Raw genomic sequence first — 23,225 nt, 5'->3', positions numbered from 1 at the left:
TTCCCCCCATTTGGTGGCGGTGAGGTCGCGACTTGAGGGGGATGGCCGCCCAACCGAAGCAATGTCGCACGTAATTCCCCTCCACATATTTCAGACTTTGAAATCCGACCGTTGGAATTGCAACGTTTGTGGGCCATCTCGAAAAATGACCGAGTTAAATTACGTGCGACTTTTGCTGGGACGGTTACCGTCGTCACTCTCGGGCCCTCTACCGACCACGCGAACCGCGACCAAGATTGGCTACAACGAACTCCTTCACCAAGAACGGTTGCAACCACCACGAGAACCTGCAGAGTGCGGCGCGCCCCGCCCCCACGGGCCCCTACAGAACGCACCCGCGCACCCTGACATTTGTCATGGCACCACCTGCATCAAAGGACACTTCCGGCCCCATACATACGAGCGCAGACTGGGAGCCATGAGCACAGAAACAACGCCCGCCCTTCAGGCGACGAACATCCACCAGTCCTTCGGCCACGTCGACGCGCTGCGCGGCGTCAGCCTGACCCTCATGCCCGGCGAGATCGTGGCGCTCCTCGGCGTCAACGGCGCGGGCAAGAGCACGTTCCTGGACATCGTCCTCGGCCTGGCCGCCCCCACGCAGGGCAACATCAGCGTCTACGGCATGAGCCCGCGCGAGGCCGTGCGCCGCTCGCTCGTGGGCGCCATGCTCCAGTCCGGGGCCTTGCCGCGCGACGGGAAGGTCCGCAACACGATCGACCTGGTCGCCGCGATGCACGCCGACCCGATCCCCACCGACGAACTCCTCGAGCGCACGAACCTGACGAAGCTCGCCAAGCGCCCGCTCAACAAGCTCTCCGGCGGCGAGGTGCAGCGCGTGCGCCTCGCCCTCGCACTGTCCGGAAACCCGGACTTCCTGATCCTCGACGAGGCCACGGCAGGCATGGACGCCCTGGCGCGGCGCGCGTTCTGGGACACGATGCACGCCGAGGCCGCGGAAGGCCGCACGCTCCTCTTCGCCACGCACTACCTGACTGAGGCCCGTAAGGAGGCGGATCGCATCGTCATCATCGACGCCGGAAAGGTTCTCCTGGATGCGCCGACCGAGCAGGTTGTCGCCGACAACGAGGACCTCGAAGACGTCTTCGAGCGCATCACTTCCCACGCGGACGCCGAGTGAGCGCTCGGGGTCACGCGCCCCGAATACCCGCCTCCGCCCTGAAGCCAGCCGTGAGCGACGGGCAGCCGAGACGCGAGAACCCGGCCCAGACCTCGTCCCCACGGGCGCCAAGGCCCGCACGAGACAGGCCCCGACCTCATCCCGAGGCCGACGCCGAAGCCTCGCCCCACGAACCCAAACACGACACACGACACACGAAGAAGGAATCATGACCACCCACGCAGCCGCGCGCACCACTGACCGACCGATTCCCTCCCCCTTCACGGGGGCCGGGAAGCTGTGGCGCGCGACGTTCCTGTCGCACATCCTCAACCCGTGGAACATGGCGTTTGCCCTGCTCCTGCCCCTGTTTATGTACGCGATGTTCGGGATGACCGAGGCCGCGCGCACCACGCAGACTGGGCGCGGCAACGTGGCCGCCGCGATGGTCGTCATGATGACCACGTACGGCGTCATCCTGGTGGGCGGGTCCCTCGGCGCGACGCTGTCCGTCGAGCGCACAACCGGCATTTCGCGCATGTACGCGCTGACGCCCATCCAGCCGTGGGTGATCCTCCTTGTGCGCCTCACGGCCCTCGTGGCGCTGAGCGCGTTCATCGCGCTTATCTGCTTCAGTGTTGGTCTGGCCACGGGCTCAGAGATGACGGCGGGCGCGTGGGTGGCCAGCGCCGCGGTCGTCATCGCGCTGTCGGCGCTGGGCGCGCTCATCGGCCTGGCGTGCGGCTACACGATTAAGGGCGAGAACGCCTACAGCGCCTCGGCGTTCGTCATGGTGTTCGGCGCGTTCGTGTCCGGCATGTTCATCCCGCTGGAGCAGATGCCGCCCTTCGTCTCCCACGTCGCGCCCTTCACACCCCTGTACGGCGCCGTCCAGGCGATCTACGCGGTCGCCGGAACCGTGACGATGCCGACCGCCGCGTGGCTCAACATCGTCGGGTGGGTGGTTCTCACGGCGGGCATCGCCTGGTGGGGCGCGTCCCACGACACGGCTCGCTAGGCTGGTGTCATGAAGGAGCGCTTGATCTCCCTGGCGTGGGCGGCCCCGTGGATGCTGTTCATGGGGTTTCCCCTCGCCTACGCCCTGGAACTGCCGGATCCGGCCCAGCGCGCGGGCCTCATCGGGTTGTGCGCCCTCGTCGCGGTCGTGAACTCGGCGACGTGGCTGGCCAATCCCCTGCCCGCGCGCAACTCCTTCACGAGGCCATTCATCCTCTCCCACGCGGCGCTGGCGGCGGCGACGGTCGCCTACCTCGTGTACGCGGTTTCCGTCGACACCCCTCACGCGTTCATGCTGACGTCGTATCTGCTGGTCGCGTGGGTGTTTCAGGCGCCAAGCAGATTCATCGTTGCGGGCCTCGTGCCGGTGACCGTTATCGCGGGAGCGGCCGCTTACGCGCAGAGTGAGCCCCTGTGGATGGGCTGGTACCTGGTGCTGCTGTGTGTCTTCGTGGGGGTGGCGCGTTGGCGCATGGAGCGTTCGGCCCGCGAGCATTTGCGTCGCCAGGACGCGATCCAGCGCGCGAAGGCCGCGGAGCGGGCGCGCCTGAGCACGGATCTGCATGACATTCTCGGGCATTCGTTGACGGGGATCACGATGGTGTCCGAGCTGGCGGGTCGCCTTCTGGATGCGGGGCGCGTCGAGGAGGCGCGCGAGCAGATTCGCGCGGTGACCGCGCAGTCGAACGAGGCCTTGGCTGACGTCCGCCGCATCGTGGCGGCCACGCGGGCCCTGTCCCCGGCAGAGGAGCTCGAGGAGGCGCGGTCGCTTCTGGAGGTCGCGCGCATCGACGCCGAGATCACGAATGAGGGTGAGCCGCCGTCGGGGCCTCGTTCGGCGGCCGCCGCACACGTGATCCGCGAGGGGGTCACGAACGCGATCCTACACGCGCGCCCCTCGTGGGTGCGGGTCCTCCTCTCCCCGGGCGGAGTCACCGTCACGAACGACGGATATTCGGCCTCCTACGCCGCGTCGAGCGCGGGCTCAGGGTCGGGACTGGCGGGCCTGTCCGAGCTGGTCGGCGAGGAGGGCACGCTCACGTGGGGCGCGTCGGGTTCCACGTGGACGCTCGCGCTGTCCTTCGACGCTGCACCCGCCGCTCACTCGTCCTGATTTTCTCCGCCGCGGCCCCATCGACGAGGTCTGAGCTCCTCCTCGGTTCCCGCGCGGTCCCGGAATCCTGCCCCTCCCAGAGCCCCGCGCGGTCCCGGAATCCTGCCCCTCCCAGAGCCCCGCGCGGTCCCGGGAGGGCAGGTCGGCTTCGTCCGGCGTGATGAGTCGATCAGAGAAACGGGCCGCCTCCCTGCGTTAGCCTTGTATCTCAGGTACAGACAGACAGGGGGGCGACGTGACGATTCGGGTGCTCGTGGCTGACGACCAGGCGATGATTCGTGGGGCGCTGGCGGGGCTGCTGGACTTGGAGAGTGACATTGAGGTCGTCGCGCAGGCCGCCGACGGCGCGCAGGCACTCGAGGAGTTGGCGCGCCTGGCCGAGTCGGCTTCCATGTCGTCTGATTCTGCGGCCAACGCTGGTGCTCCACCGGCCACCCGTTGCACGCCCAGGCACGCGCCCACAGCCGACCGGGTGACCTCCGCTCGTCCCAACGGTCCTGCGGGTCAACCTGTCCCCGCCGACGTCGCCATCATTGACATTGAGATGCCTCGCATGGATGGCATCACGGCAACGCAGGCGATTCGCGCACGTTTCCCGGGCGTGCGCGTGCTCATCGTGACGACTTTCGGGCGACCGGGATACCTGCAGCGCGCTCTTGACGCGGGGGCGACGGGCTTCATGGTGAAGGACGCGCCCGTCGAGACTCTGGCCGAGGGCGTGCGCACGGTGGCCGCGGGTGGCCGCGCGATCGATCAGAATCTGGCGCTGGAGGCGCTGTCGGCGGGCTCCTCGCCGCTGACGGATCGCGAGGCCGACGTGCTGCGCGAGGTCGAGGGAGGCGGCACAATCGCCGACATCGCCCATTCCCTCCATCTCAGCCAGGGGACGGTGCGTAACCACGTGTCCTCGGCGATGCTGAAGATGGACGCGCGCACGCGCGCCGAGGCCGCGTCCCTGGCACGCGCCGCGGGTTGGCTGTAGGCCGCGTCCCTGGCACGCGCCGCGGGCATCGCCCTTACGCGCCCATGAAGCGCGCGTTGCGCGCGATGAGGGGTAGGAGCCGCACGCCCAGGTAGGCGCCGATCGTGTTGGTGATGACGTCGTCGATGTCGACGACGCGGTAGGTGCAGGGTACGAGTCCGAAGAGTCCCGTGTACTGCGTGAACTCAATGAGGCAGGAAATGAAAGCTCCGATGGCGACCCACACGAGGACACGCCAGGTGGGGATCGCGCGCGCGAGACGTCCGCCGTCGGTGGGCAGGTCCTCGCGGGCTTGGCGGGCGCGCCGAATTCTCCACGTTGTCTCCGCGAGCGCGCCGAGGGGCACGAACAGGGCGATATTGAGGAGGATCGACAGGGCGTAGAGGGTGCCGCGCAGGTGTTCGCCGTCGCGGAATTGGTCGGCGACGGCGGCCAGGGACCCGAAGGGCACGTAGTTGTCCCAGTGGATGATCGCGGCGCAGGCGGCCACCGGGTCGGAGGGGATCGGCAGGAGTGTGAAAATCAGCAGGCCTGCCAGGTAGAGGATCCACGCGAGGGGCAGTGCCCTCGGCAGCTTCCACATCGACGAGGCCCGAGCCGCGACCACTGGGATCTCCGCGGTCGTGGGGGTGTGTGGGTTGTCTTCTCGCGGCAGGAGGGCGCCGGTCCGCTTGGATCGACGGTAGATGAGGGGCAGCGCCTTGGAGACGGTGAGGCGATCGTGGCTGGCGTGACCGGGTGCCTCGTCGTGCGAGGTGGCGCGCGAGGGACGTCCGCGCAGGCGCGCGCGGTCGGCGCGTCGGCTGAGGAGCCACCACAGGGCGCAGGTGAGCGCGATGACGACCGCGTACAAGCCAGCGTCCGTCGCCCAGTTGATTGCCGTGTACATGTCACCCCTCTCTTTGAGGGGAACATTACCGCCGTTGTTCGGCAACGTTCACCGATTTGCGGGGTGTTCCACACCAGATGGACACATGGTGAGAAAATAACGGGGTTTCTCCCATATATCGTTAGTCACAATCGTGGGTGCGCGACGCATTCAGGAGAGATAATGCCACGCATGTCGATGCTTCCAGCACACTGACAGTTTCGGACTATGGGTCACCTGGACAGGTTGCCAGCTGGGTCGCCATTGCGTCCTGCTCAGCCTGGGTGACGCTGAGTCCGTACGCGTTTTTAACGGCGATCTGCCGCTTGACGTAGTCGCAGCGGAAGTTGACGTTGGGCGGTAGCCACTGGTCGGCAGAGGATGCCGACTTGTCTTCGTTCGCCGCCCCGTCGACCGCCAGAAGGTTCTCCGGATCGTTGGCGAACTCCTGCCGACGTTGGGCATCCCACTGCCATGCTCCCGAGCGCCACGCGTCGGCGAGAGCGACGACGTGATCGATCTGAACCAGGGACGAGGTCTTGTTACCCCTCTGGAACTGGATCGTAGCGCCCGTGTAAGGCTCAGCGAGCGTGCCAGAAAGCACCACGCAATCGTGGGTTCCAGGCTTGAATGTGGGGCGCGCGAGGTCTCGCGCAAGAATGTCGTTGCGCGTGTCGCAACCATTGTGGTCAATGTCCGCCCATCGTTGCCCGAAAGCCGCGCGGTCGTACTCCGGGACAGCGGATGCATCGTCCGCTGACCGGACAGTAAGTTCACGCAACTGGCGGGCTGCCTCACTGTCGGGAAGGGCCGACAACGCCTGCCCACTGTGCACCGGCGGCCACCCCAGGCGCGAACGCAAGCCCAGTAGGTCCCAGCCGACACCGGGCGCGAACGCCCACACGAGGGCGACAATGATCACCAGGGCACCGAACGTATCTCCAATGCTCCTGCGACGGCGACGAGACATCTCTCCTCCTTTCCGCCCTGCGGCCGGGTGTGCCGAGGGGGCCTCGAATCTTCGTTCGAGACCCCCTCATGATGCGTCCACCCATGCGCATCTGCGTCCTACGCGCCGGGCACCTGTGGATAACGTTAGCCGCGTACGCGCTTACGCATCGCCTCACGCACAAAGTAGATGCACACGATGATGAGCGTGAGCGCACCCATCGAGACCAGCTGAGTGCGACCCTCGGCGCTCGTGAGCATGAGAGCGGCGACCCCCGCCAACCCTACGAGCACAACCCACGGCAGCCACGGCCAGCCGGGCATACGGATCGCCAGGTTACCGGAACGCTCCAGGGCCGGGTGTAGGCGCATGAGCGAGATGATGATGAAGGTCCACACGATGAGCAGAACCATGCCGATCGCATTGATGAGCATCGCCAGGATGGTGTCAGGCAAGTACCAGTTGCCCAGGACCGCCAAGAGCGCCAGCACGACCACGAGGCCAACCGCGTTCTTCGGGGTACGCCCGTCCTCAATGTCGCCCTCCCTCTCGGTGGCCAGGACGGCCTCGCCGCCGTCGAGTGCCGCCGTCGAGTCGCTCGACAGGCCGGTCTCGGACACGTTCGAGCCCAGCAGCCAACGCGGACCCATATCGCGCGCCGACAGCGAATACGCCATGCGCGAGGAAGCGTAAATGTTCGCGGAAAACGCGGAAACCAGCGCCATGAAGATAATGGCTTCCATGATGGTGCCCACGTCAGGGACCAGCCACGCCGGCAGGACGGTCTTGAGCGGATCGATGACCATGCGGAGGACAGCTGAGAAAGCGTCAGGACCCATGTCGGGGCCATCCCACGGCAGCAGGGCGATCAGCAGGATCACAGAGCCGACGTAGAACACGAGGATGCGAGTCACAACGGAGCGGATCGCACTCACCATAGCGGCGCGAGGATTCTCGGCCTCGGCGGCGGCGATCGTCACGATTTCAAGGCCACCGAAAGACGTGATGACCGCCAGCAGGGCGACGGCAATACCGGCCAGCCCGTTGGGTGCAAAACCGCCGTGGCCGCCGATGTTCTCGGCCACGCTCTGGTGGCCCGGCAGCGGCCCCGACACCATCGTATGGATGACCAGACCGACACCGACGAGGAGGAAGATGACGATCGCGACGACCTTGACCATGGACAGCATCGCCTCGATGAAGCCGTAGCGTCCCGCGGCCAGCAGGTTAATGCCGCCGATGATGACGACGATGGCCAGAGCGATAGCCCACTGAGGAACGCTCGGGAACCACCCGACGAAAAAGGTGGCCGCGCCAGTGACTTCCAGGCCCGACACCATGATGAGCATGACCCAGTACAGCCAGCCGATCGTAAAGCCTGCCCATCGACCGATACCGGCCTCAGCGTAGGAGGAGAAGGAACCAGTCGTCGGCAGTGACGAAGCCAGCTCAGCGAGAGCCAACATGACCGACACGACGATGACGGCGGCCACCGCGTAAGAGACGAGGACCGCGGGACCGGCCTGAGCGATCGCGGAACCCGTGCCTATAAAAAAGCCGGCACCAATCGCCAGGCCGAGGGCCATCATGGACAAATGCCAGGTCTTGAACTGCTTGCGCCCCGAGGCGCTCGCCGCCGACGTTGCGGGAGACGAGGAGGAAGGTGTTGATTTGGGATTCACACCGCCATACTAACGCCTGCTCCTACGCAGAGCTTTCAACTGTGAATATGTGAGAGTGATCGTCCATTCGCGGGTCTGCGGCAGCCTCCAGCGCCGCCAGTTAGCCAAACCTGTGAAAACGAGGCCAACGATAATGGATGCGCCCATGCCGAGGACGGGCTGCCCCATGTACCAGAAGCAGACGGTCACGAGCGAGCAGGCGAACGCCGGGGTTGCATACAGGTTATTACCGCCAAAAACGCGCGGGACGATGCCCGCCGAGATGTCGCGGACCATGCCGCCTCCGATGGCCGTCATGATGCCCAGCAGGATCGCGGGCATGATGGCGAAACCCGCGTCGAGGGTTTTGATCGCGCCAGTCGCGCTCCAACACCCCAGCACCATTCCGTCTGCGATAACGAGGAGCACCGACCAGATGTGCGAATCCATGCGGAACGCCATCGCGATGAGGGCGCCGACGATCGCAAAGCCCAGATAGTAGGGGTCAGTGATCGCCACGGGTGCCCCCGTGTGAGTGGCTAGGAGCATATCGCGGACCATGCCACCCGCGAGGGCCGTCATGATCGCGAGGATACAGAAGCCAACGGCGTCGAAGTTGCGTTCTCGCGCAACCTTGCCTCCGAGGATGCCGTTGAGGAGCACGCCCATGAGGTCGATGGCTCGGAAGACCTCGGGCAGTGAGTTATTCAGCGCGTCGAGCAGGTGCATGGCGGTCCGAACAGTCGGGGGTTGTTCGTCCTCATGGTACCGCCTGCCCTCAGCCCGGCGCGGGATGGGCAGTGTAGCGAACACGCGGCGAGTCCTGGCGGCGGGCGCGTGTCCGCCATGGGTACCGAGCTGTCACGGTGACTGGCAGGCTGGCTCAGGGCCCTCAGGGCCCTCGGTGCCCCATTTTCGCGTATCTTAGGTCCGCCCGCACCAGGACGCCTGAATGCGACAATAGGCACATGACTGCCCTATTTGCTGGACTAACCACCCTGGATGTTGTGCACCGACTCGACCACACGCCCGACCCGGGCTTGAAAGTGACGTCCACGGATTTCACGATGGCGGCCGGAGGGCCCGCGACGAACGCGGCAGTCACCTACGCGGCGTTGAGCGCCGCCGCCCGCACGCCCCCCGACCAGGCGGGGGCGGGTTGCTCGGGTCGCGCACCCGCCTCGGATGCGCCGATCTTAGCGACAGCCCTCGGCGAGGGACCGGTATCAGCCTTCCTAGCTGCCGACCTGGCATCCGCAGGCGTACGAGTCCTGGACGCGACGGTCCCGGCCTCATCGGAAGCAGCCACGGCCTCGTTCCTGCGTGAGCCGGCCGTGTCCTCGATCATCGAACACCCGAGCGGGCGCATGGTCGCCTCCACGAACGCGCGGCTGGAGGCCGACCCTGCGCGCATCGCGGCCGAGCTGCCCGAGCGGGTCGGTGTCGTCCTCATCGACGGGCACAACCCGGCGCTGGCGCAGGCGGCGCTGACGCTGGGCGTGCCGGAGGTGGACGATGAGGATCCATTCGCTCTCCTCGAGGCGCGCCCGCCGCACCTGCGGGTGCTCGATGGCGGCTCGTGGAAGGACTGGCTCACTCCCCTGCTGGGCCTCGTGGACGTCGCCGTCGTGTCGGAGGATTTCGCGCCCCCGCTCCTCGCGCGAGCGGACGGCGAGCAGGTCGCCGGCTTCCTGCGCGGTTTCGGCATCACGCGGGTGGTGCGCACGCGCGGCGAGCGGCCCGTGCAGTACTGGTGGGACGGGGAGAGCGGCGCGGTTCCCGTGCGCGAGGTCCCCGACGCCTCGACGATGGGCGCGGGGGACGCGTTCCATGGGGCGTTCGCGTGGGCGCTTGAGCGCGCGGGGGCGGCGGATCCGGAGCGCCTCATTCGTTTCGCGTCGGCGGTGGCGGGCGTGTCGGTGTCCTCCTTCGGGACGAGGCAGTGGCTGGCTTCTCCTGCCCTGGCGGAGTTGGTGCGCGGGTAGCTGGCGCTTGGCCGGCGACGGTTGCATGCGTTTCTGCTGGCGCGCGTGGCTGACGCCTGTCGTGGGTGAGGCTCGCACTGATCACCTCCCCACTTCCCTCTCCCCCTCCCCCCTCCCCCAAAAGTCGCACATAATTTATGTCGGTCAGTTTTTAAGACACCCTACAAACGTTGCAATTCCAACGACGCGTTTTCAAATTCTGAAATATTCGCTGGGGAATTACGTGCGACATTGTTAGGGAACCACGCATGGTGGCGCGGACTGTCGACACACGCGCGGGCACGCGGATCCGCCTGGCACGCGGACCCGCCTAGCACGCAGCACAACAGGGACCTGAAGCCAGTCGGACAGCCCCACGGTCCAGACTACCCGCCCAAAAACACGCACTAGACTCCCCGGCGCACTCGCCGAGCGGGCAAGCCACGTCCCTGCGAATCCGCGCGGACGGGAAATCAACATCCGGATAGGAAACGAACATCCGGATAGGAAACGAACATCCGGATAGCTTAATAACCTATCCGGATGCACATAACCTATCCACATCCGCGCAACCTATCCAGATAGCAACAGCTTATCCGCGCAGCGAGCCACCAGAGCGCGCCCAGGGGGCGGGCCCAGGAGCAGAGGCAGCGACAGCGCAGCCTACCGGGCGGCTACCGGCCTGCTGGCACCCAGCGGCTGGCCCACCGCACGGCAACGTCAGGCAGCGTGGGCAGGTGAGCGGAACCTGAGGCGGCCAGGGCGCGATCCACGGCCTCGTCGGCGACGGGCACGCCGTCAGCGGGCGTGTACTCGCCGACGATTCCTGCGTGTGGGGTGGTCATGTCGACGACGGACCCGTCGGGCAGCAGGTGGAAGGCGTCGCGTGTGCGGTCGAGGAGCCCTGTTTCCTCGTCGAACGCGTCGTGAGTGATGAGGACGGGCGTGTCGAGGCCGTGCAGGGTCTTCTCGGTGGACACCATGGACATGTCGGCGAGGGTGTTTTTGTTGATGGTGAAGTGGCGGCGCACGGACTCCGAGTCGTTGGGGACGGTGGTGGTGCCGTGTCGCTCCAGCTCGAGGAGTTGCACGTCGGAGAAGACGAGGTCCCAGTCGTAGGACAGGGGGCCGAGGACCGGCGAGACGAGCACGTAGGTCTGTACGGCGGCGGGGCGGGCGCGCAGGGCGATGGTGGCGCCGAACTCGTGGCCGACGCAGATTTGGCGTGTGAATCCTTGGTCGGCCAGCCAGCCTGAGGCGGAGCGGAAGTCTTCGATGAGCGGGTCGAAGGTGATGATCTCGTCGCCGGACTTTCCGTGTCCGGAGTAGTCGAAGGCGAGGGTGGCGTAGCCGGCGCGGCGCAGGGCGCGACCGAGAGCGTCGAACACACCTGAGGCGTGGCGGTCCGACAGGAAGCTGTGAGAAAAGATTACCGCGGCGTCGCGGCAGTCCACGGGACGCGTGAATGTCCCGGAGATGGACACACCCCGGGGCGTCTGGATAGTTACTTGGCTCACGCATTAAACATAGCGCGTTCACGGTGTCGCGGAAAGAGGGGACCACAGTGTGCGCATCTGTAACAAGGGGACGAGGCCTGGGCTGGGTTTCCGAGAGAAATCTCCACTCGGCGTCAGGGGCGTGCGAGTGGGCGCCGCCCGGCACTAAGATGAGGGTGATTATGCGCCGGTGGGAACGCCTGCGCGAGAACGCCCGGCGGACCGCGGGCGCCGCCCCACGCAGCGAGAGAAGGACAGACATGGGAACCAAGACGGGGATCCTCATCGGGATTGGCATCGGATACGTGCTGGGTGCCCGCGCGGGGCGTGAGCGCTACGAGCAGATCCGCGCTGGCGCTTCGAAGGTTCGTCGTTTCCCGATCGTGGCCCGCCCCCTGGATGCTGCGGGTCAGAAGGTGTCGGATTTCGTGCGCGCGGGCGGCGAGCAGGTGACGGATAAGGTTGCCGACGCCGTGAAGGAACGCCTTTTCGGTGCGCCCGCCTCGCCCGCCACGGTTGACGCGCAGCCCGCCCCCGCCTCGTCTCAGCGGTGAACGCGCGAGGGAGGGAGGCCTCGGCAATGAACGCGGATCACGCGGCCGCGGACGGGGAGCCGACGCGCGCGCAGATTAAGCGCTGGCGCAAGCACCTGGCTGAGGAGCGAATGGAGGCGCGCACCTACCGTGACCTGTCGGAGCGTCGCACGGGCGAGGAGCGCGCGGTCCTGCTGCAGTTGGAGGAGGCGGAGCGCCGCCACGAGGAGTATTGGCTGGCGCGCCTGGGTGAGCGGGCCCTGCCCGCGCCGAAGCCGCCGCTGCGCACGCGCGCCGCGTCCCTCCTGGCGCACCTGTTCGGCACGATTTTTATTCTGGCGATGGCTCAGCGCGCGGAGCAGCGTTCCGCGCGCGACGTGGATGATGACGTGCCGGCGCACATGCAGGCGGACGAGCACATTCACGCGGAGGTCATCCGTTCCCTGGCGGCCAAGTCCCGCGAGACGCTGGCGGGAACGTTCCGCGCGGCGGTGTTTGGGGCGAATGACGGCCTGGTGTCGAACTTGGCGCTTGTGCTGGGTGTGGCGGCGTCGGGCATGGAGCCGCACGTCGTGTTGCTGACGGGCGTGTCGGGCCTGCTCGCGGGCGCCTTGTCGATGGGTGCCGGCGAGTGGGTGAGCGTGCGCAGCCAGCGTGAGCTGCTTGACGCCTCGATCCCGGATCCGGACGCGCATCAGGCGGTCCCGGATTTGGATGTGGACGCGAACGAGCTGGCTCTTGTGTTCCGTGCGCGTGGGGAGAGCGAGGAGGAGGCGGAGGCTCACGCGAAGCAGGTCTTCGCGCGTCTCGCCAAGCCGACGACCGGCGAGTCGGGTGCGATCGCGGTGCGCGCCGCCCTCGGCGGCAGCCCCGAGTCGGATGGCGCGGGCGACCAGATTGGCACGCCCACGAAGGCGGCGTTGTCGTCGTTCTGTTTCTTCGCGACGGGCGCGTTTTTCCCGTTGATTCCCTATATTTTGGGCTTGACGGGCCTGACGGCTATTGCCGTCGCGGCTGCGATTGTGGGCGTGGCCCTGCTGTTCACGGGCGGCGTGGTCGGCATCCTGTCGGGCCAGCCTCCGATGCCTCGCGCACTGCGCCAGCTCGTCGTGGGTTACGGCGCCGCGGGCGTCACCTACCTGCTGGGATTGCTGTTCGGCACGACGGTGTCCTAGCAGGGCGGTCGCTCAGAGTTTGACAGGTTACCTTCGGGGGGGTAACTTGACCAAATGGTTACCTGTCGCCCCGATGCAGCAAGCCAGAGTGACTCGGGTGGAGATGGCACGCCGGACTTGTCCGCTTTCGACGAGGCCGCCGCGAACGTGCGCCGTTCGGTGCTGAAAGCTCAGCACCTCGCGGAGAAGGCCGCAACGTTCCTTGAGCTCCGGGAGACGGTGCGCGGTCAGGGTGAGGATGCGTCTGGCCGCGTCAACGTGACGGTCGACGCCTCCGGTTGCCCCCTTCGGGTGCTCATTGACGGGGACGAGGCCGTGGGGCGTTTGGTCATTGACGCCTGGAAGGCGGCCCAATCGAGCGCTGGCGCCCAGGTAGCCGACGCCGCCGTTGATGCTTACGGCGAGTCAGACCCGGGCGCACAGGCATTGGTCGCGCGTTATGGGTCGGCACGAGAGCAAGACGCCGGGGAGCGCGAGAGCCGACCGATTGATCGTTTCGGGATACTGCGCAATCCTGCTATCCGCAGGGAGTGGCACTGACCATGGCGGACATCTCCCTTGACTTCGAGAAAGCGCGTGCGGCGGCACGCGAGTCGCAAAGCGCCGGCGACGACGTGAAGTCGTCGGTCGCTGGCGTGGATGACGGTTGCAATGATGCAGCCCTCGGCCTGCTGGTTGGACCGCTTGTCACGGCCCCGCTGGGTCTTGTTCGCTGGTGGGTGCGCTCCATGGTGGAGGAAGCAGCTTCTGGAGCAACGAAAGATGGAGACAGGCTGATCGAAGCTGTTCAGAGCTTCGAGGAGTGCGAGGAGGCCTCAGCTCAAGCAATTCGTGATGCTGCACAGGGTCGTAGCGGCATAGGGGGAAGGACGCTGATGCCGTGAGCACGGAAGAGCTAGCAGGTTCGGGCCTCCTGGAGGACTTGGATGGGCTCAATAAGTCCATGTCGTCGGGCTCATGGCTGGGAACGGGTTTATCGGGGCTGGCCGTCGTCGGGGATGTCGTGGGGTTGATGGTCGACCCGATTGGGACGCTCATTGACTGGGGCGCTTCCTTTTTGCTGGAGCATTTCGAGCCGCTCAAAGGTTGGCTTGACGATCTCGCTGGGAACGGTGATGCCGTCCAGGCTGATGGCCAGTCGTGGTTGGCGTGTGCTGCAGCGGTGGCGCAGCGAGCCGATGAGCTTGAGTCGCGCACGCAGGCGCTCGTGGGAGAATTCGAAGGACTGACCGCGAGCACCTTTCGATCGCGGTCCGCCTCAACGGTCGGCGCGCTCCGTTCGGGCGCTCAGGCGTTGGAGGCGGTTGCGACCGCGTATTCTATTCTGTCGGGGGTTGTCAGCGCGGTCCACGATCTCGTCCGTGATGTTCTCGCTGAGATCATTGGAACCTTAGCCAGTGCGATCATCGAGATCGTCGGCACGGTTGGTTTGGCGTCTGGCGGTGTCATTGCTCAAATTCAGATCAAGGTTGGCGCAGCTGTCACGTCATTGACGGACAGCGTCACGGGTGTCGTCACTTCGGCGAAGAATCTTGTCTCTCACCTGCATGATGCTCGAGGCATCCTCGAGTCCATCACGAACCTGCTGAAGAAGGCTCCCGGCACGTCGCTCGCGGCGATTATTCCGTCTGGGATGTGGGTACGACGCACGAAGAATGGCCTGGACGTCGTGGAGAGGGGTCATTTCACGAACTCCTTCGCCGACGCCGCGCATACCGCCCAGGTGCTCGATGAGCTGGAGACGATCCGACAGGTGAATCTGACGACCGCGCGTGAACTTCAGCCTTCTCTGGCCCAGCGGCTCGCGCGGTACGACCTGCCTCCTTCTGCGGGGAACGCCGACCAAATTGGGAATACCCTCGATAAACTGCGTCGACAGAGCATTGACGATTTGGAACTCATTCAGATACGCCAAATGTCTTCAGATCTGACCTCGTCGCGCAATGGTGCGCGCTATGCGGCGGAGCGGATGGGGCATGCGGGGCTCGATCACGCGTGGCACGAGCGGGGCATCTATAACCTGGGCCTGGGCGGCCCCGGAACGGGTGCCGGGCATCTTGACGATTTTGCGATCCACCATTCGGGAACGGAGTTTCACATCGGCGAGTCGAAGGGCGGAGGGGCCCGGATGGGCACGTATTCCGTGGACGGGGTACGGGTGCGTCAGGGGTCTGCGGCCTATATCGGCGACCGCCTGGGCACCGACACGTCGTTCCACGAACTAATGTCGATGAATCAGGATGTCTGGCACGACATCAAGACGGGGCGCATGACGCTGCACTCAGACGTGTCGTTCACGCGCACCGCGGATCCGGAGAAGATTCGCTTCACGACGACTCCGATCACGCTCGCGCCGCACCACATGGATAATATTGATGCGAAGATTGCCGCGTGGACCGACGCGGCCAGAAGAGGGGACACCCCATGGATCAGACACCGTTGAATCCCGAGCACGTGCGTGTCACGCCCGAGGGGGTGCGCATGATGACTCCGTCGCGCCTGAGCGAGATCCTCGACGCGTGGGAGTCTCTCACGTGGCCCGCCAGCCGGGCGGACGCCGCGGCCTTCCGCGATCACTTCGGATGGACTCCCGACCCCAGAGAAAGCCTACTCTTCACCTCCGACGTCGTGCCCGAACGATCATCCTCCTTCATCGTCTACAACTCCTTCAACGGCGTCGCATGCTTCGACTTCTATCTCGCAGCGCACCTAGACCCACACAACACGTCACAATTTGACGACACCCTTTCCTTCTACCTCAATCACATCATCAAACACCTCGGCGAGAGGCTACAGAATAGAACGGGTTCACGCGAATCAGGAATCCGATTATTCACAAGCGACAACCTTTACTATCGCATTGGAGATGGAGGTGAGAAGATCACACTATCTCTGAACTCCCCTTCGGAGACGGGTAACCTGCTCGACTTCCTCGACCGCAAAGCCCGCGGCGAACTTGAAGACTGGGAACGTGAGTAACACACCGTTGAATCCCGAGCATGTGCGTGTCACGCCCGAGGGGGCGCGCATGATGACGCTGTCGCGCCTAAGCGAACTCCTTGACGCGTGGGAGTCTCTGACGTGGCCCGCCAGCCGGGCGGACGCCGCGTTCTTCCGCGATCGTTTCGGGTGGACTCCCGACCCCAGAGAAAGCCTGCTCTTCACCTCTGATGTCGTCCCGGAGGAAACTTCTTCATCCTTCTCTGTTCTCAGGCCTGACGACATAGTTGGTCTTGACTTTATCGTCGCTAATCGTCCGGACTTCCAACCAGGCAACGATGAATATAAGCCCCTTCTCACCGAGTGTCAGCCCTACCTTACAACTATTCGACAACGCCTCGGAAAATCCCTAGCTTGGAGCAAAATAGAGCCCGACGGAATATGGCGATTTGCAACTGTAGACGGCTCCATGTATGTTCTTTCGGCCGGACGACGCAGTATCACTCTCTTCCTCAAGTCGTCCAGACTCGCAAACCTCTATTTCGACTTCAAAGATAGGGAAGCCCGCGGCGAGCTGGAAGACTGGGAACGTGAGTAACGCGCGGCGGCGTCAGCCTGCACCACTGTTGACCGACATCGCCTGAGAACGAACACCAGGGGCGGCCCCCGCATGAGGGCCCCTGTGGCACACTGTCGGAATGATTGATTTTCTTTCTCGCGCGCGCGGCGCGCTGGTGGGCCTGGCGGTCGGTGACGCGCTGGGAACGACGAACGAGTTCAAGGTGGTAGGCACCTTCACGCCGTCCACGGGCATGGTTGGAGGAGGCGCCTTCCAGCTCGAGCCCGGCCAGTGGACGGACGACACGTCGATGGCGCTGTGCCTGGCGGATTCGCTGCTGGCGATGGGTCGTTACGACTCTTTCGACGTGATGGACCGATACATGCGCTGGTTCAAGGACGGGTACCGTTCGTCGACGAACGTGTGTTTCGACATCGGTGGCCAGGTGCGCGCTGCGCTGTTCGACTTCGAGCACGAACAGCGCGTCCCCCGGACCGCGCAGCGCACGACCAGCGCCGGCAACGGCGCGATCATGCGCCTGGCGCCCGTCGTCATCGCCGGCTTCGAGCACCGCGAAATCCGCGAGATCGTCGCGACCGCGGGCCTGAGCGCGCGCGAAACCCACTATTCGGTCGAGGCCGAGGCCGCCACCGAGGTCTTCGCCGCCCTCCTCGTGGGCGCCCTCCTCGGCTGGGCGCCCGAGCACATCATCAACGTCGGCTGGGCGTCGACGGGTCCCGCTTTCGACGAGATGGCCGCTCGCGTCATCTCCACGGACCCGGCCGAGCGCGCCGCGTGGGAGAAGGACACCAGTGGTTACATCGTGCACGGCCTGCGCCTGGCGGTGCACGGCCTGCTGGATTTTGGTTCCTTCGACGAGGCCGTCCTGGCGATTGCGAACATGGGCGGGGACGCGGATACGAACGCCGCGATCTACGGGCAGCTCGGCGGCGCGCATTTCGGGGTCGAGGCCATCCCGGCCTCGTGGAGGTCGACGCTGTATCAGGGCGAGGAGATCGACGCGCTTGCACGCGCCCTCGTGGACCTGCGCCTGGAGGCACCGCTCACGCGCTTCGACGAGGACCTGTAAGCCCCGCCGCACCCCGCCGCCCCCGAAGCGTCGCACCCATACCCACACCCACACCCACACCCAACAATTACCCAAAAATGTCGCACGTAATTCCCTCACACCTATTTCAATATTTGAAATCGGACCGTTGAAATCATGCGGATTTAAGCCACACTCAAAAACTGACCAAAGGGAATTACGTGCGACTTTTGGGGCGCGCCCCGCGCCCCTGCCGCGCGCGCCCCACGCGCCCCACGCGCGCGCCGCTCGGCGTCCCCCTCTGGCCTGCGACTAGACTGGCTCTATCATGCCTGACTCTCGTTCCACGCCTCCCGAGCCCAACGCGGGTCGCCCCGCCCGCGGGCGCGATGCCGCACGACGCCGCGGCCACAGGGAGACCAGCAAGAATCGCACGGACCGCTCGGGCCGGGGACGACGCGACCAGGATCGCGAGCCCCAGAGCCGCCGCGGGGGCCGCCGCCCGCGCGACCACGCGCGCCCCTTCAAGCCGTTCACGCCGGAGCAGCTCGCCGAGCGCGCCGCAGCTATCCCGGTGATCGAATTCCCGGACCTGCCGGTGAGCGCCCGGCGCGACGAGATCGCGCGCGCCATCGGCGACCATCAGGTGGTCATCGTGTCGGGTGAGACGGGCTCGGGTAAGACGACGCAGCTGCCGAAGATCTGCATGCAGCTGGGCCGCGGCGTGGCCGGCATGATCGGGCACACCCAGCCGCGCAGGCTCGCGGCGCGCTCGGTCGCGGATCGCATCGCCGACGAGCTGGGCCAGACCGTGGGCCGCGAGAGCGGTCAGGTCGTGGGCTACCAGGTGCGTTTCACGGACGAGGTCGGCCCCACGACCCTGGTCAAGCTGATGACGGACGGTATCTTGCTGGCGGAGATCCAGTCGGATCCGATGCTGCGCCGCTACGACACGCTCATCATCGACGAGGCCCACGAGCGCAGCCTGAACATCGACTTCATTTTGGGTTACGTGGCGCGCCTGCTGCCCGCGCGCCCGGACTTGAAGGTCATCATCACGTCGGCGACGATCGACTCGGATCGTTTTGCGCGCCATTTCGGCACGTGGGAGGGCACGCCCGGCTCGGGCCGCCTCATCGAGCCTGCGCCGGTTATCGAGGTGTCGGGCCGCACGTACCCGGTGGAGATCCGCTACCGTCCTCTCGGCCCGACGACGCCCTCGTCGTACACGTCCGAGGCTTCGCCCGCGCAGGCGGATGAGCCCGTCGAGGTCATCGAGACCACTGACGTCACCGAGTCCGGCCCCCTCCAGCTGGTCCTGGAGGACCCGGACGACGAGCTGGCGACGCTGGGCTACGGCATGGGCGAGGACATCGACGTGGAGACCGCGATTTGCCACGCGGTGGACGAGCTGAGCGCGGAGGGTGACGGCGACATCCTGGTCTTCTTGCCGGGTGAGCGCGACATCCACGACACGGAGGCGGCCCTCCTCGACCACTTGAAGGGACGAGGCCGGCGCGCGGGAGACGACAAGGGCGCACGCCCCGGGGACATCGAGATCCTGCCGCTGTACGCGCGGCTGACGGCGGCCGAGCAGCATCGCGTGTTCGAGCCGCACCGGCTGCGCCGCGTGGTCCTGGCGACGAACGTCGCGGAGACGTCGCTGACGGTGCCGGGCATCCGCTACGTGATCGACCCGGGTTTGGCGCGTATTTCCCGCTATTCCAATAAGACGAAGGTGCAGCGCCTGCCGATCGAGCCGGTCAGCCAGGCCAGTGCGAACCAGCGCGCGGGCCGATGCGGCCGCGTCGCGGAGGGCGTGGCGATCCGCCTGTTCTCGCAGGCCGATTACGTTTCACGCCCGCGTTTCACGGAACCGGAGATCCTGCGCACGTCGCTCGCCAGCGTCATCTTGCAGATGGCGTCCCTGGGCCTGGGTGCCGTCGAGGACTTCCCCTTCCTGGACGCCCCGGATCGGCGCGCGGTGCGCGACGGCGTGGCCCTCCTCGTGGAGATCGGCGCGCTCGCGTCCGGTGAGCCTCAGGAGCGCCGAGGCCGTGGCGACCGTTCCCGCACACGCGACGAACGCGGCACACACGACACAGGCAACGCGCGGGATACCCGCGCGGATCAGGACGCCTCGGGCACCGCGCCCACCGCCCGGGACACTGAGCAGCCGGACGCGGCCCCGGCCTCGTCCCAGTACAGGCTCACCGGGATCGGCCGGGACCTGGCGCGCCTGCCGATCGACCCGCGCCTGGGGCGCATGCTGCTGGAGGCCGAGCGCCTGGGCTGCGCCTCGGAGGTGCTCGTCATCGTGGCGGCGCTGTCGATCCAGGACGTGCGCGAGCGCCCGGCCGAGCACCAGGGCACGGCGGACGCCTCGCACGCGCGCCTGGCGGACCCGCATTCGGACTTCATCACCTACCTGAACCTGTGGCGCTACCTGGCGGTGCAGGCGCGCGACCTGTCGGGTTCGGCGTTCCGGCGCTTGTGCCGCGCGGAGTTCTTCCACTACCTGCGGTGGCGCGAGTGGCGCGACGTGGTCGGCCAGCTGCGCCAGATGGCCCGGGCGCTGGGGATCGCCGCGGGGCCGGTGGGCGAGCCGTCGACGGGCGACGTCGTGGAGGCCGCCCGGTTCGGCGGCGCGCAGGACGCGGCCGTTCGCGCGGTCCTGGCCTACGGGCAGGGCCCGGCGAGCGTGGACGCGGACCAGGTGCACCGCTCGCTGCTGGTCGGCCTGCTGTCCTACCTGGGCTCGTGGGATGAGACGAAGCGCGACTACGAGGGCGCGCGCGGCACGCACTTCACGATCTGGCCGGGCTCGGGCGTGAGCGGTCACCCCGCCTGGGTGATGACCGCGGAACTCGTGGAGACCTCGCGCCTGTTCGCGCGCACGGTGGCCCGCATCCGCCCGGAGTGGGTGGAGCCGGCGGCGCGCGGCCTGCTCAAGCGCTCGTATTCGGAGCCGTTCTGGTCGCTCGCGAAGGGCGCGGCGATGGTCCGCGAGCGCGTGAGCCTCTACGGGCTGACGCTGGCGGCGGACCGAGAGGTGCTGCTGGGGCGCTTGGGTGACCTCGTCATCGACGAGGCCGTGGCCGCCTCGCGCTCTCACGCTCCGCGCGCGGGGTCGCTGGAGGCGCTGGCGGCCGGGTTGGTGTCGGCGTCGAAGGATCCGCTGTCGTCTGGGTCGTTTGAGCCGCGTCATTTCGAGGAGCTGGCGGCCGCGCGCGAGGGGACGACGGCCCGCGAGCTGGCCCGCGAGATGTTCATTCGTAACGCCCTGGTGGATGGCCAGTGGAGGGAGAGGCACGGTTTCCAGCGCCGAAACGAGGCCCTGGTGGAGCAGGCCCGCGAGGTTGAGCGCCGTAGCCGCACCCACGGCCTCGTCGCGGACGAGCAGGCTCGCTTCCGTTTCTTCGACGATCTGATCCCCGAGCACGTGACCAGCGCGGCGGCGTTCAACCGCTGGTGGAAGGACGAGCGCCGCTCTCACCCTGATCTACTCATTTACCCGGCGTCCCTGCTGATGCCGCGCGAGGCGACCTCAGGCGAGGGCTTCCCGGACCGGTGGCAGTGCGGCGACCTGTCGCTGGCGCTGAGCTACGAGTTCGCGCCGGGCAGCCCGCGCGACGGCGTGTCGATGCGCATCCCGATCGAGGTGCTCGAACGCGTCAGCGATGCGGGCACGGACTGGCTGGTGCCCGGCATGCGCGAGGACCTGCTGACCGAGGCGATCCGCGCGCTGCCCAAGGGCGTGCGCCGCCTCCTGGCCCCCGCGCCGGACGTGGCCGCGTCGGTTGCGCGCTGGATCGAGCAGGCGGGCGGCGGTGCGGGCGGCGGTGCGGGCGGCGGCGCGGGCGGCGGCGCGGGGAGGGGTGCCAGCGTTGGAAAGCGCGGCGGCCAGAAGGCCGCCCAGGCCGACGAGCCGGACCCGCTGAGCCTGGACGCCGCGATGGGACGCCTGGCCGCGTGGGGCGCGTCCTCGGGCCGCCTCTCGACGCGCAATTCTCCCGCCAAGGCCTCCAAGAAGGGCGCGCAGAAGGCCACCGCCAAGCATGCCTCGGAGGCCGCGAGCACGGGTGACGCGACCGGCGCAGGCGCGACGGGCGCAGCGGCGCAGCCGGGCGCAGCGACGCAGCCGGGCGTGAACCCCGCGCCCGACGCGGGCGATCCGACCGGGACGAACCCCGCGTTCGCGCCCGACGCGGCCGCCGGCACCGGGAGTCACGCGGGAGCCGTCGCATCGGGCGCGGCCGGCGCGGCCACATCGCCCAACGCCGGCACCCCCACCGCTGCTGCCTCCACGCGCCGCACGCTCACCGACGGCCCCGTCCTGGATGCCCTCGCCCACGCGGTGCGCGTCCTGCGCGGCGTGGACCTGTCCGACTCCGACCTGGCGCACGCGCGCGCCCACCTGCCCGACCACCTGCGCATGACCTTCGTCGTCACGGACGCCTCGGGGCGCGAGCTGGGCGCGGGCAAGGACCTGGCCTACCTGCAGCGTTCCCTCGCCAGCGACGCGAATAAGGCGGTGCGCACGGCCGTGCGCGCCGCCCTCGAGGAGGCCAGCGAGAAGCAGGCGCGCAGGAACAAGCGCGGGCGCGGCACCTCAGGGAAGGCCGCCACCGGCGCGAATGACACCGCGAGTGGAGCACCCTCCCCCGACACCTCCACTGGATCGCCCGGTGGGGAGAGTCCCTCCACCCCGGCTCACGGCGCGACCGCGACGGGCACCGGACCCCGCGACGCGGCCCAGGCCTCGTCCCCCGACCCTGCGTTCCACGCGGACGGCGTCACGCAGATGCCGACGCTGCCGCGCTCGATCACCCAGACCTCGGGCACGATGACGCTACGGGCGTTCCCCGCTCTGGTCCCCCAGGGCAGCGCCGCGGCCCCGGCTGCGGGCGTGCGCGTCATGGCCAGCGCCGCCGAGGCGGACCGCGAGCATCGCGCCGGCCTCGCCCGCCTGCTGCTCACCCGCATCGCCCTGGCGACGAACCGCGTCACCACGCGGTGGACGGGCCGCGAGGCCCTCATGCTGGCGGCCTCCCCCTACGCGGACACGGCGGCCCTGGTCGCGGACGCGCAGCTGGCCTCGGCCCTCTCCCTCGTGGACGAGCTGAGCACCCCCGCCGACGTGCGCGACCCCGAGGCCTTCGAGACCCTCGTGGCGGCCGCGCGCGACGCCCACGAGGACCGCGTCTACCAGATCCTCTCCCACGTCGTGCGGGCCCTGGAGGCCAGCGCCGAGGCCGACGCCGCCGTGCGCTCCCACCCCCAGGCCTCGTTGGAAGAGACGACGCGAGACGTCGCCCGCCACGGAAAGACGCTGCTCTACGAGGGCTTCGTGTCGGCCACGCCCGCCTTCGCGCTCCCGCACCTGGCCCGCTACCTGCGCGCCGGGGCCGTGCGCATCGAGCGCGCCGCCTCCTCGCCGGGGGCGCTGGGGCGCGACCTGGAGGACATGGACCGCATCCACCAGGCCGAGGCCGAGATCGCCGCCACGCGCGAGGCCCTGGAACGGCGCCCCTACGAGGCCCGCGCCGCCGCCGCGCTCACGCAGGCGCGGTGGATGGCCGAGGAGCTGCGCGTCTCCATGTTCGCCCAGACCCTGGGCACGCCGAACAAGGTCTCCATGAAGCGCCTGCTCGGCGTGCTCGGAGCGCTCGGCGTGCTCGCGGGGGCGCGATGAAGCGGAACAAGCGTCGCGTCTCCTTGTTCGCCCCGCTCCTGGGCGGACCCGCCACGCGGCGCCCGCTCGGCGTGCTCGCAGGGGCGCGATGAAGCGGGACAAGC

At 67.4% G+C, this 23,225-nt stretch carries 19 protein-coding genes; 14 read left to right on the top strand and 5 right to left on the bottom strand.

Features of this window, described 5'->3' with window-relative positions; all coding sequences use genetic code 11:
• Positions 1-418: 418 nt before the first annotated feature.
• The 4 genes from RYL44_RS02300 (at position 419) to RYL44_RS02285 (ending at position 4,233) form a co-directional block, all read left to right on the top strand.
• On the top strand, positions 419-1,141 hold the full coding sequence (locus RYL44_RS02300) for an ABC transporter ATP-binding protein (protein ID WP_314974970.1): 723 nt from the start codon (positions 419-421) through the stop codon (positions 1,139-1,141).
• A gap of 208 nt (positions 1,142-1,349) precedes the next feature.
• Positions 1,350-2,138, top strand: a complete 789-nt coding sequence (locus tag RYL44_RS02295; protein WP_314974969.1) for an ABC transporter permease — start codon at positions 1,350-1,352, stop codon at positions 2,136-2,138.
• A gap of 9 nt (positions 2,139-2,147) precedes the next feature.
• Positions 2,148-3,251, top strand: a complete 1,104-nt coding sequence (locus tag RYL44_RS02290) for a sensor histidine kinase (RefSeq protein ID WP_314974968.1) — start codon at positions 2,148-2,150, stop codon at positions 3,249-3,251.
• 235 nt (positions 3,252-3,486) lie between these two features.
• The gene (locus tag RYL44_RS02285; protein WP_314974967.1) at positions 3,487-4,233 is read left to right on the top strand and encodes a response regulator transcription factor; all 747 of its coding nucleotides are present in this window, start codon (positions 3,487-3,489) and stop codon (positions 4,231-4,233) included.
• A gap of 34 nt (positions 4,234-4,267) precedes the next feature.
• Here the strand turns inward: RYL44_RS02285 and RYL44_RS02280 are convergent, their stop codons facing one another.
• From RYL44_RS02280 to RYL44_RS02265, 4 genes are all read right to left on the bottom strand, one after another.
• Positions 4,268-5,122 (bottom strand): VanZ family protein, encoded by an 855-nt coding sequence (locus RYL44_RS02280; RefSeq protein WP_314974966.1) that lies wholly within the window; start codon positions 5,120-5,122, stop codon positions 4,268-4,270.
• 205 nt (positions 5,123-5,327) lie between these two features.
• Positions 5,328-6,071: an HNH endonuclease family protein gene (locus RYL44_RS02275; RefSeq protein WP_314974965.1), complete on the bottom strand. Its 744-nt coding sequence runs from the start codon at positions 6,069-6,071 to the stop codon at positions 5,328-5,330.
• A 125-nt stretch (positions 6,072-6,196) separates the two neighbouring features.
• Positions 6,197-7,732, bottom strand: coding sequence for an amino acid permease (locus tag RYL44_RS02270; RefSeq protein WP_314974964.1), 1,536 nt, complete (start codon positions 7,730-7,732; stop codon positions 6,197-6,199).
• Positions 7,733-7,741: 9 nt separating this feature from the next.
• The gene (locus RYL44_RS02265; RefSeq protein ID WP_314974963.1) at positions 7,742-8,440 is read right to left on the bottom strand and encodes a trimeric intracellular cation channel family protein; all 699 of its coding nucleotides are present in this window, start codon (positions 8,438-8,440) and stop codon (positions 7,742-7,744) included.
• A 239-nt stretch (positions 8,441-8,679) separates the two neighbouring features.
• Between RYL44_RS02265 and RYL44_RS02260 the strand changes: the two genes are divergently transcribed.
• On the top strand, positions 8,680-9,696 hold the full coding sequence (locus RYL44_RS02260; RefSeq protein ID WP_314974962.1) for a PfkB family carbohydrate kinase: 1,017 nt from the start codon (positions 8,680-8,682) through the stop codon (positions 9,694-9,696).
• Positions 9,697-10,349: 653 nt separating this feature from the next.
• Here the strand turns inward: RYL44_RS02260 and RYL44_RS02255 are convergent.
• The gene (locus RYL44_RS02255) at positions 10,350-11,192 is read right to left on the bottom strand and encodes an alpha/beta fold hydrolase (protein WP_314974961.1); all 843 of its coding nucleotides are present in this window, start codon (positions 11,190-11,192) and stop codon (positions 10,350-10,352) included.
• A 239-nt stretch (positions 11,193-11,431) separates the two neighbouring features.
• Between RYL44_RS02255 and RYL44_RS02250 the strand changes: the two genes are divergently transcribed.
• The 9 genes from RYL44_RS02250 (at position 11,432) to RYL44_RS02210 (ending at position 23,121) form a co-directional block, all read left to right on the top strand.
• On the top strand, positions 11,432-11,725 hold the full coding sequence (locus RYL44_RS02250) for a YtxH domain-containing protein (RefSeq protein ID WP_314974960.1): 294 nt from the start codon (positions 11,432-11,434) through the stop codon (positions 11,723-11,725).
• 26 nt (positions 11,726-11,751) lie between these two features.
• The gene (locus RYL44_RS02245) at positions 11,752-12,879 is read left to right on the top strand and encodes a VIT1/CCC1 transporter family protein (protein ID WP_314974959.1); all 1,128 of its coding nucleotides are present in this window, start codon (positions 11,752-11,754) and stop codon (positions 12,877-12,879) included.
• 54 nt (positions 12,880-12,933) lie between these two features.
• The gene (locus tag RYL44_RS02240) at positions 12,934-13,419 is read left to right on the top strand and encodes a hypothetical protein (RefSeq protein WP_314974958.1); all 486 of its coding nucleotides are present in this window, start codon (positions 12,934-12,936) and stop codon (positions 13,417-13,419) included.
• Entirely contained in the window at positions 13,410-13,763 is a 354-nt protein-coding gene (locus tag RYL44_RS02235) for a hypothetical protein (protein WP_314974957.1), read from the top strand. The genes RYL44_RS02240 and RYL44_RS02235 overlap by 10 nt, the downstream gene beginning before the upstream one ends.
• Positions 13,760-15,322, top strand: coding sequence for a hypothetical protein (locus tag RYL44_RS02230; protein ID WP_314974956.1), 1,563 nt, complete (start codon positions 13,760-13,762; stop codon positions 15,320-15,322). The genes RYL44_RS02235 and RYL44_RS02230 overlap by 4 nt, the downstream gene beginning before the upstream one ends.
• On the top strand, positions 15,304-15,858 hold the full coding sequence (locus RYL44_RS02225; RefSeq protein ID WP_276738928.1) for a DUF6301 family protein: 555 nt from the start codon (positions 15,304-15,306) through the stop codon (positions 15,856-15,858). Before RYL44_RS02230 ends, RYL44_RS02225 begins: the two co-directional genes overlap by 19 nt.
• A complete protein-coding gene (locus tag RYL44_RS02220) occupies positions 15,851-16,417 on the top strand; it encodes a DUF6301 family protein (protein ID WP_314974955.1) in 567 nt (188 codons plus the stop codon). The genes RYL44_RS02225 and RYL44_RS02220 overlap by 8 nt, the downstream gene beginning before the upstream one ends.
• A gap of 100 nt (positions 16,418-16,517) precedes the next feature.
• The gene (locus tag RYL44_RS02215; RefSeq protein ID WP_314974954.1) at positions 16,518-17,468 is read left to right on the top strand and encodes an ADP-ribosylglycohydrolase family protein; all 951 of its coding nucleotides are present in this window, start codon (positions 16,518-16,520) and stop codon (positions 17,466-17,468) included.
• 286 nt (positions 17,469-17,754) lie between these two features.
• Positions 17,755-23,121, top strand: coding sequence for a DUF3418 domain-containing protein (locus RYL44_RS02210; protein WP_314974953.1), 5,367 nt, complete (start codon positions 17,755-17,757; stop codon positions 23,119-23,121).
• The last annotated feature ends 104 nt before the right edge of the window (positions 23,122-23,225 follow it).

This window comes from Actinomyces bouchesdurhonensis (assembly GCF_963540955.1).
Lineage (GTDB): Bacteria > Actinomycetota > Actinomycetes > Actinomycetales > Actinomycetaceae > Pauljensenia > Pauljensenia bouchesdurhonensis.
The sequence above is the reverse complement of the archived record's forward strand: the minus strand, read 5'-3'. Positions and strand labels throughout refer to the sequence as shown.

Bases quoted from the DNA above. Each gene is read 5' to 3' on its own strand.
- RYL44_RS02250 (WP_314974960.1), top strand. From the start codon at position 11,432: ATGGGAACCAAGACGGGGATCCTCATCGGGATTGGCATCGGATACGTG.
- RYL44_RS02290 (WP_314974968.1), top strand. From the start codon at position 2,148: ATGAAGGAGCGCTTGATCTCCCTGGCGTGGGCGGCCCCGTGGATGCTG.
- RYL44_RS02275 (WP_314974965.1), bottom strand. From the start codon at position 6,071: ATGTCTCGTCGCCGTCGCAGGAGCATTGGAGATACGTTCGGTGCCCTG.
- RYL44_RS02240 (WP_314974958.1), top strand. From the start codon at position 12,934: ATGGTTACCTGTCGCCCCGATGCAGCAAGCCAGAGTGACTCGGGTGGA.
- RYL44_RS02260 (WP_314974962.1), top strand. From the start codon at position 8,680: ATGACTGCCCTATTTGCTGGACTAACCACCCTGGATGTTGTGCACCGA.
- RYL44_RS02225 (WP_276738928.1), top strand. From the start codon at position 15,304: ATGGATCAGACACCGTTGAATCCCGAGCACGTGCGTGTCACGCCCGAG.
- RYL44_RS02245 (WP_314974959.1), top strand. From the start codon at position 11,752: ATGAACGCGGATCACGCGGCCGCGGACGGGGAGCCGACGCGCGCGCAG.
- RYL44_RS02295 (WP_314974969.1), top strand. From the start codon at position 1,350: ATGACCACCCACGCAGCCGCGCGCACCACTGACCGACCGATTCCCTCC.
- RYL44_RS02215 (WP_314974954.1), top strand. From the start codon at position 16,518: ATGATTGATTTTCTTTCTCGCGCGCGCGGCGCGCTGGTGGGCCTGGCG.
- RYL44_RS02265 (WP_314974963.1), bottom strand. From the start codon at position 8,440: ATGCACCTGCTCGACGCGCTGAATAACTCACTGCCCGAGGTCTTCCGA.
- RYL44_RS02210 (WP_314974953.1), top strand. From the start codon at position 17,755: ATGCCTGACTCTCGTTCCACGCCTCCCGAGCCCAACGCGGGTCGCCCC.
- RYL44_RS02300 (WP_314974970.1), top strand. From the start codon at position 419: ATGAGCACAGAAACAACGCCCGCCCTTCAGGCGACGAACATCCACCAG.
- RYL44_RS02280 (WP_314974966.1), bottom strand. From the start codon at position 5,122: ATGTACACGGCAATCAACTGGGCGACGGACGCTGGCTTGTACGCGGTC.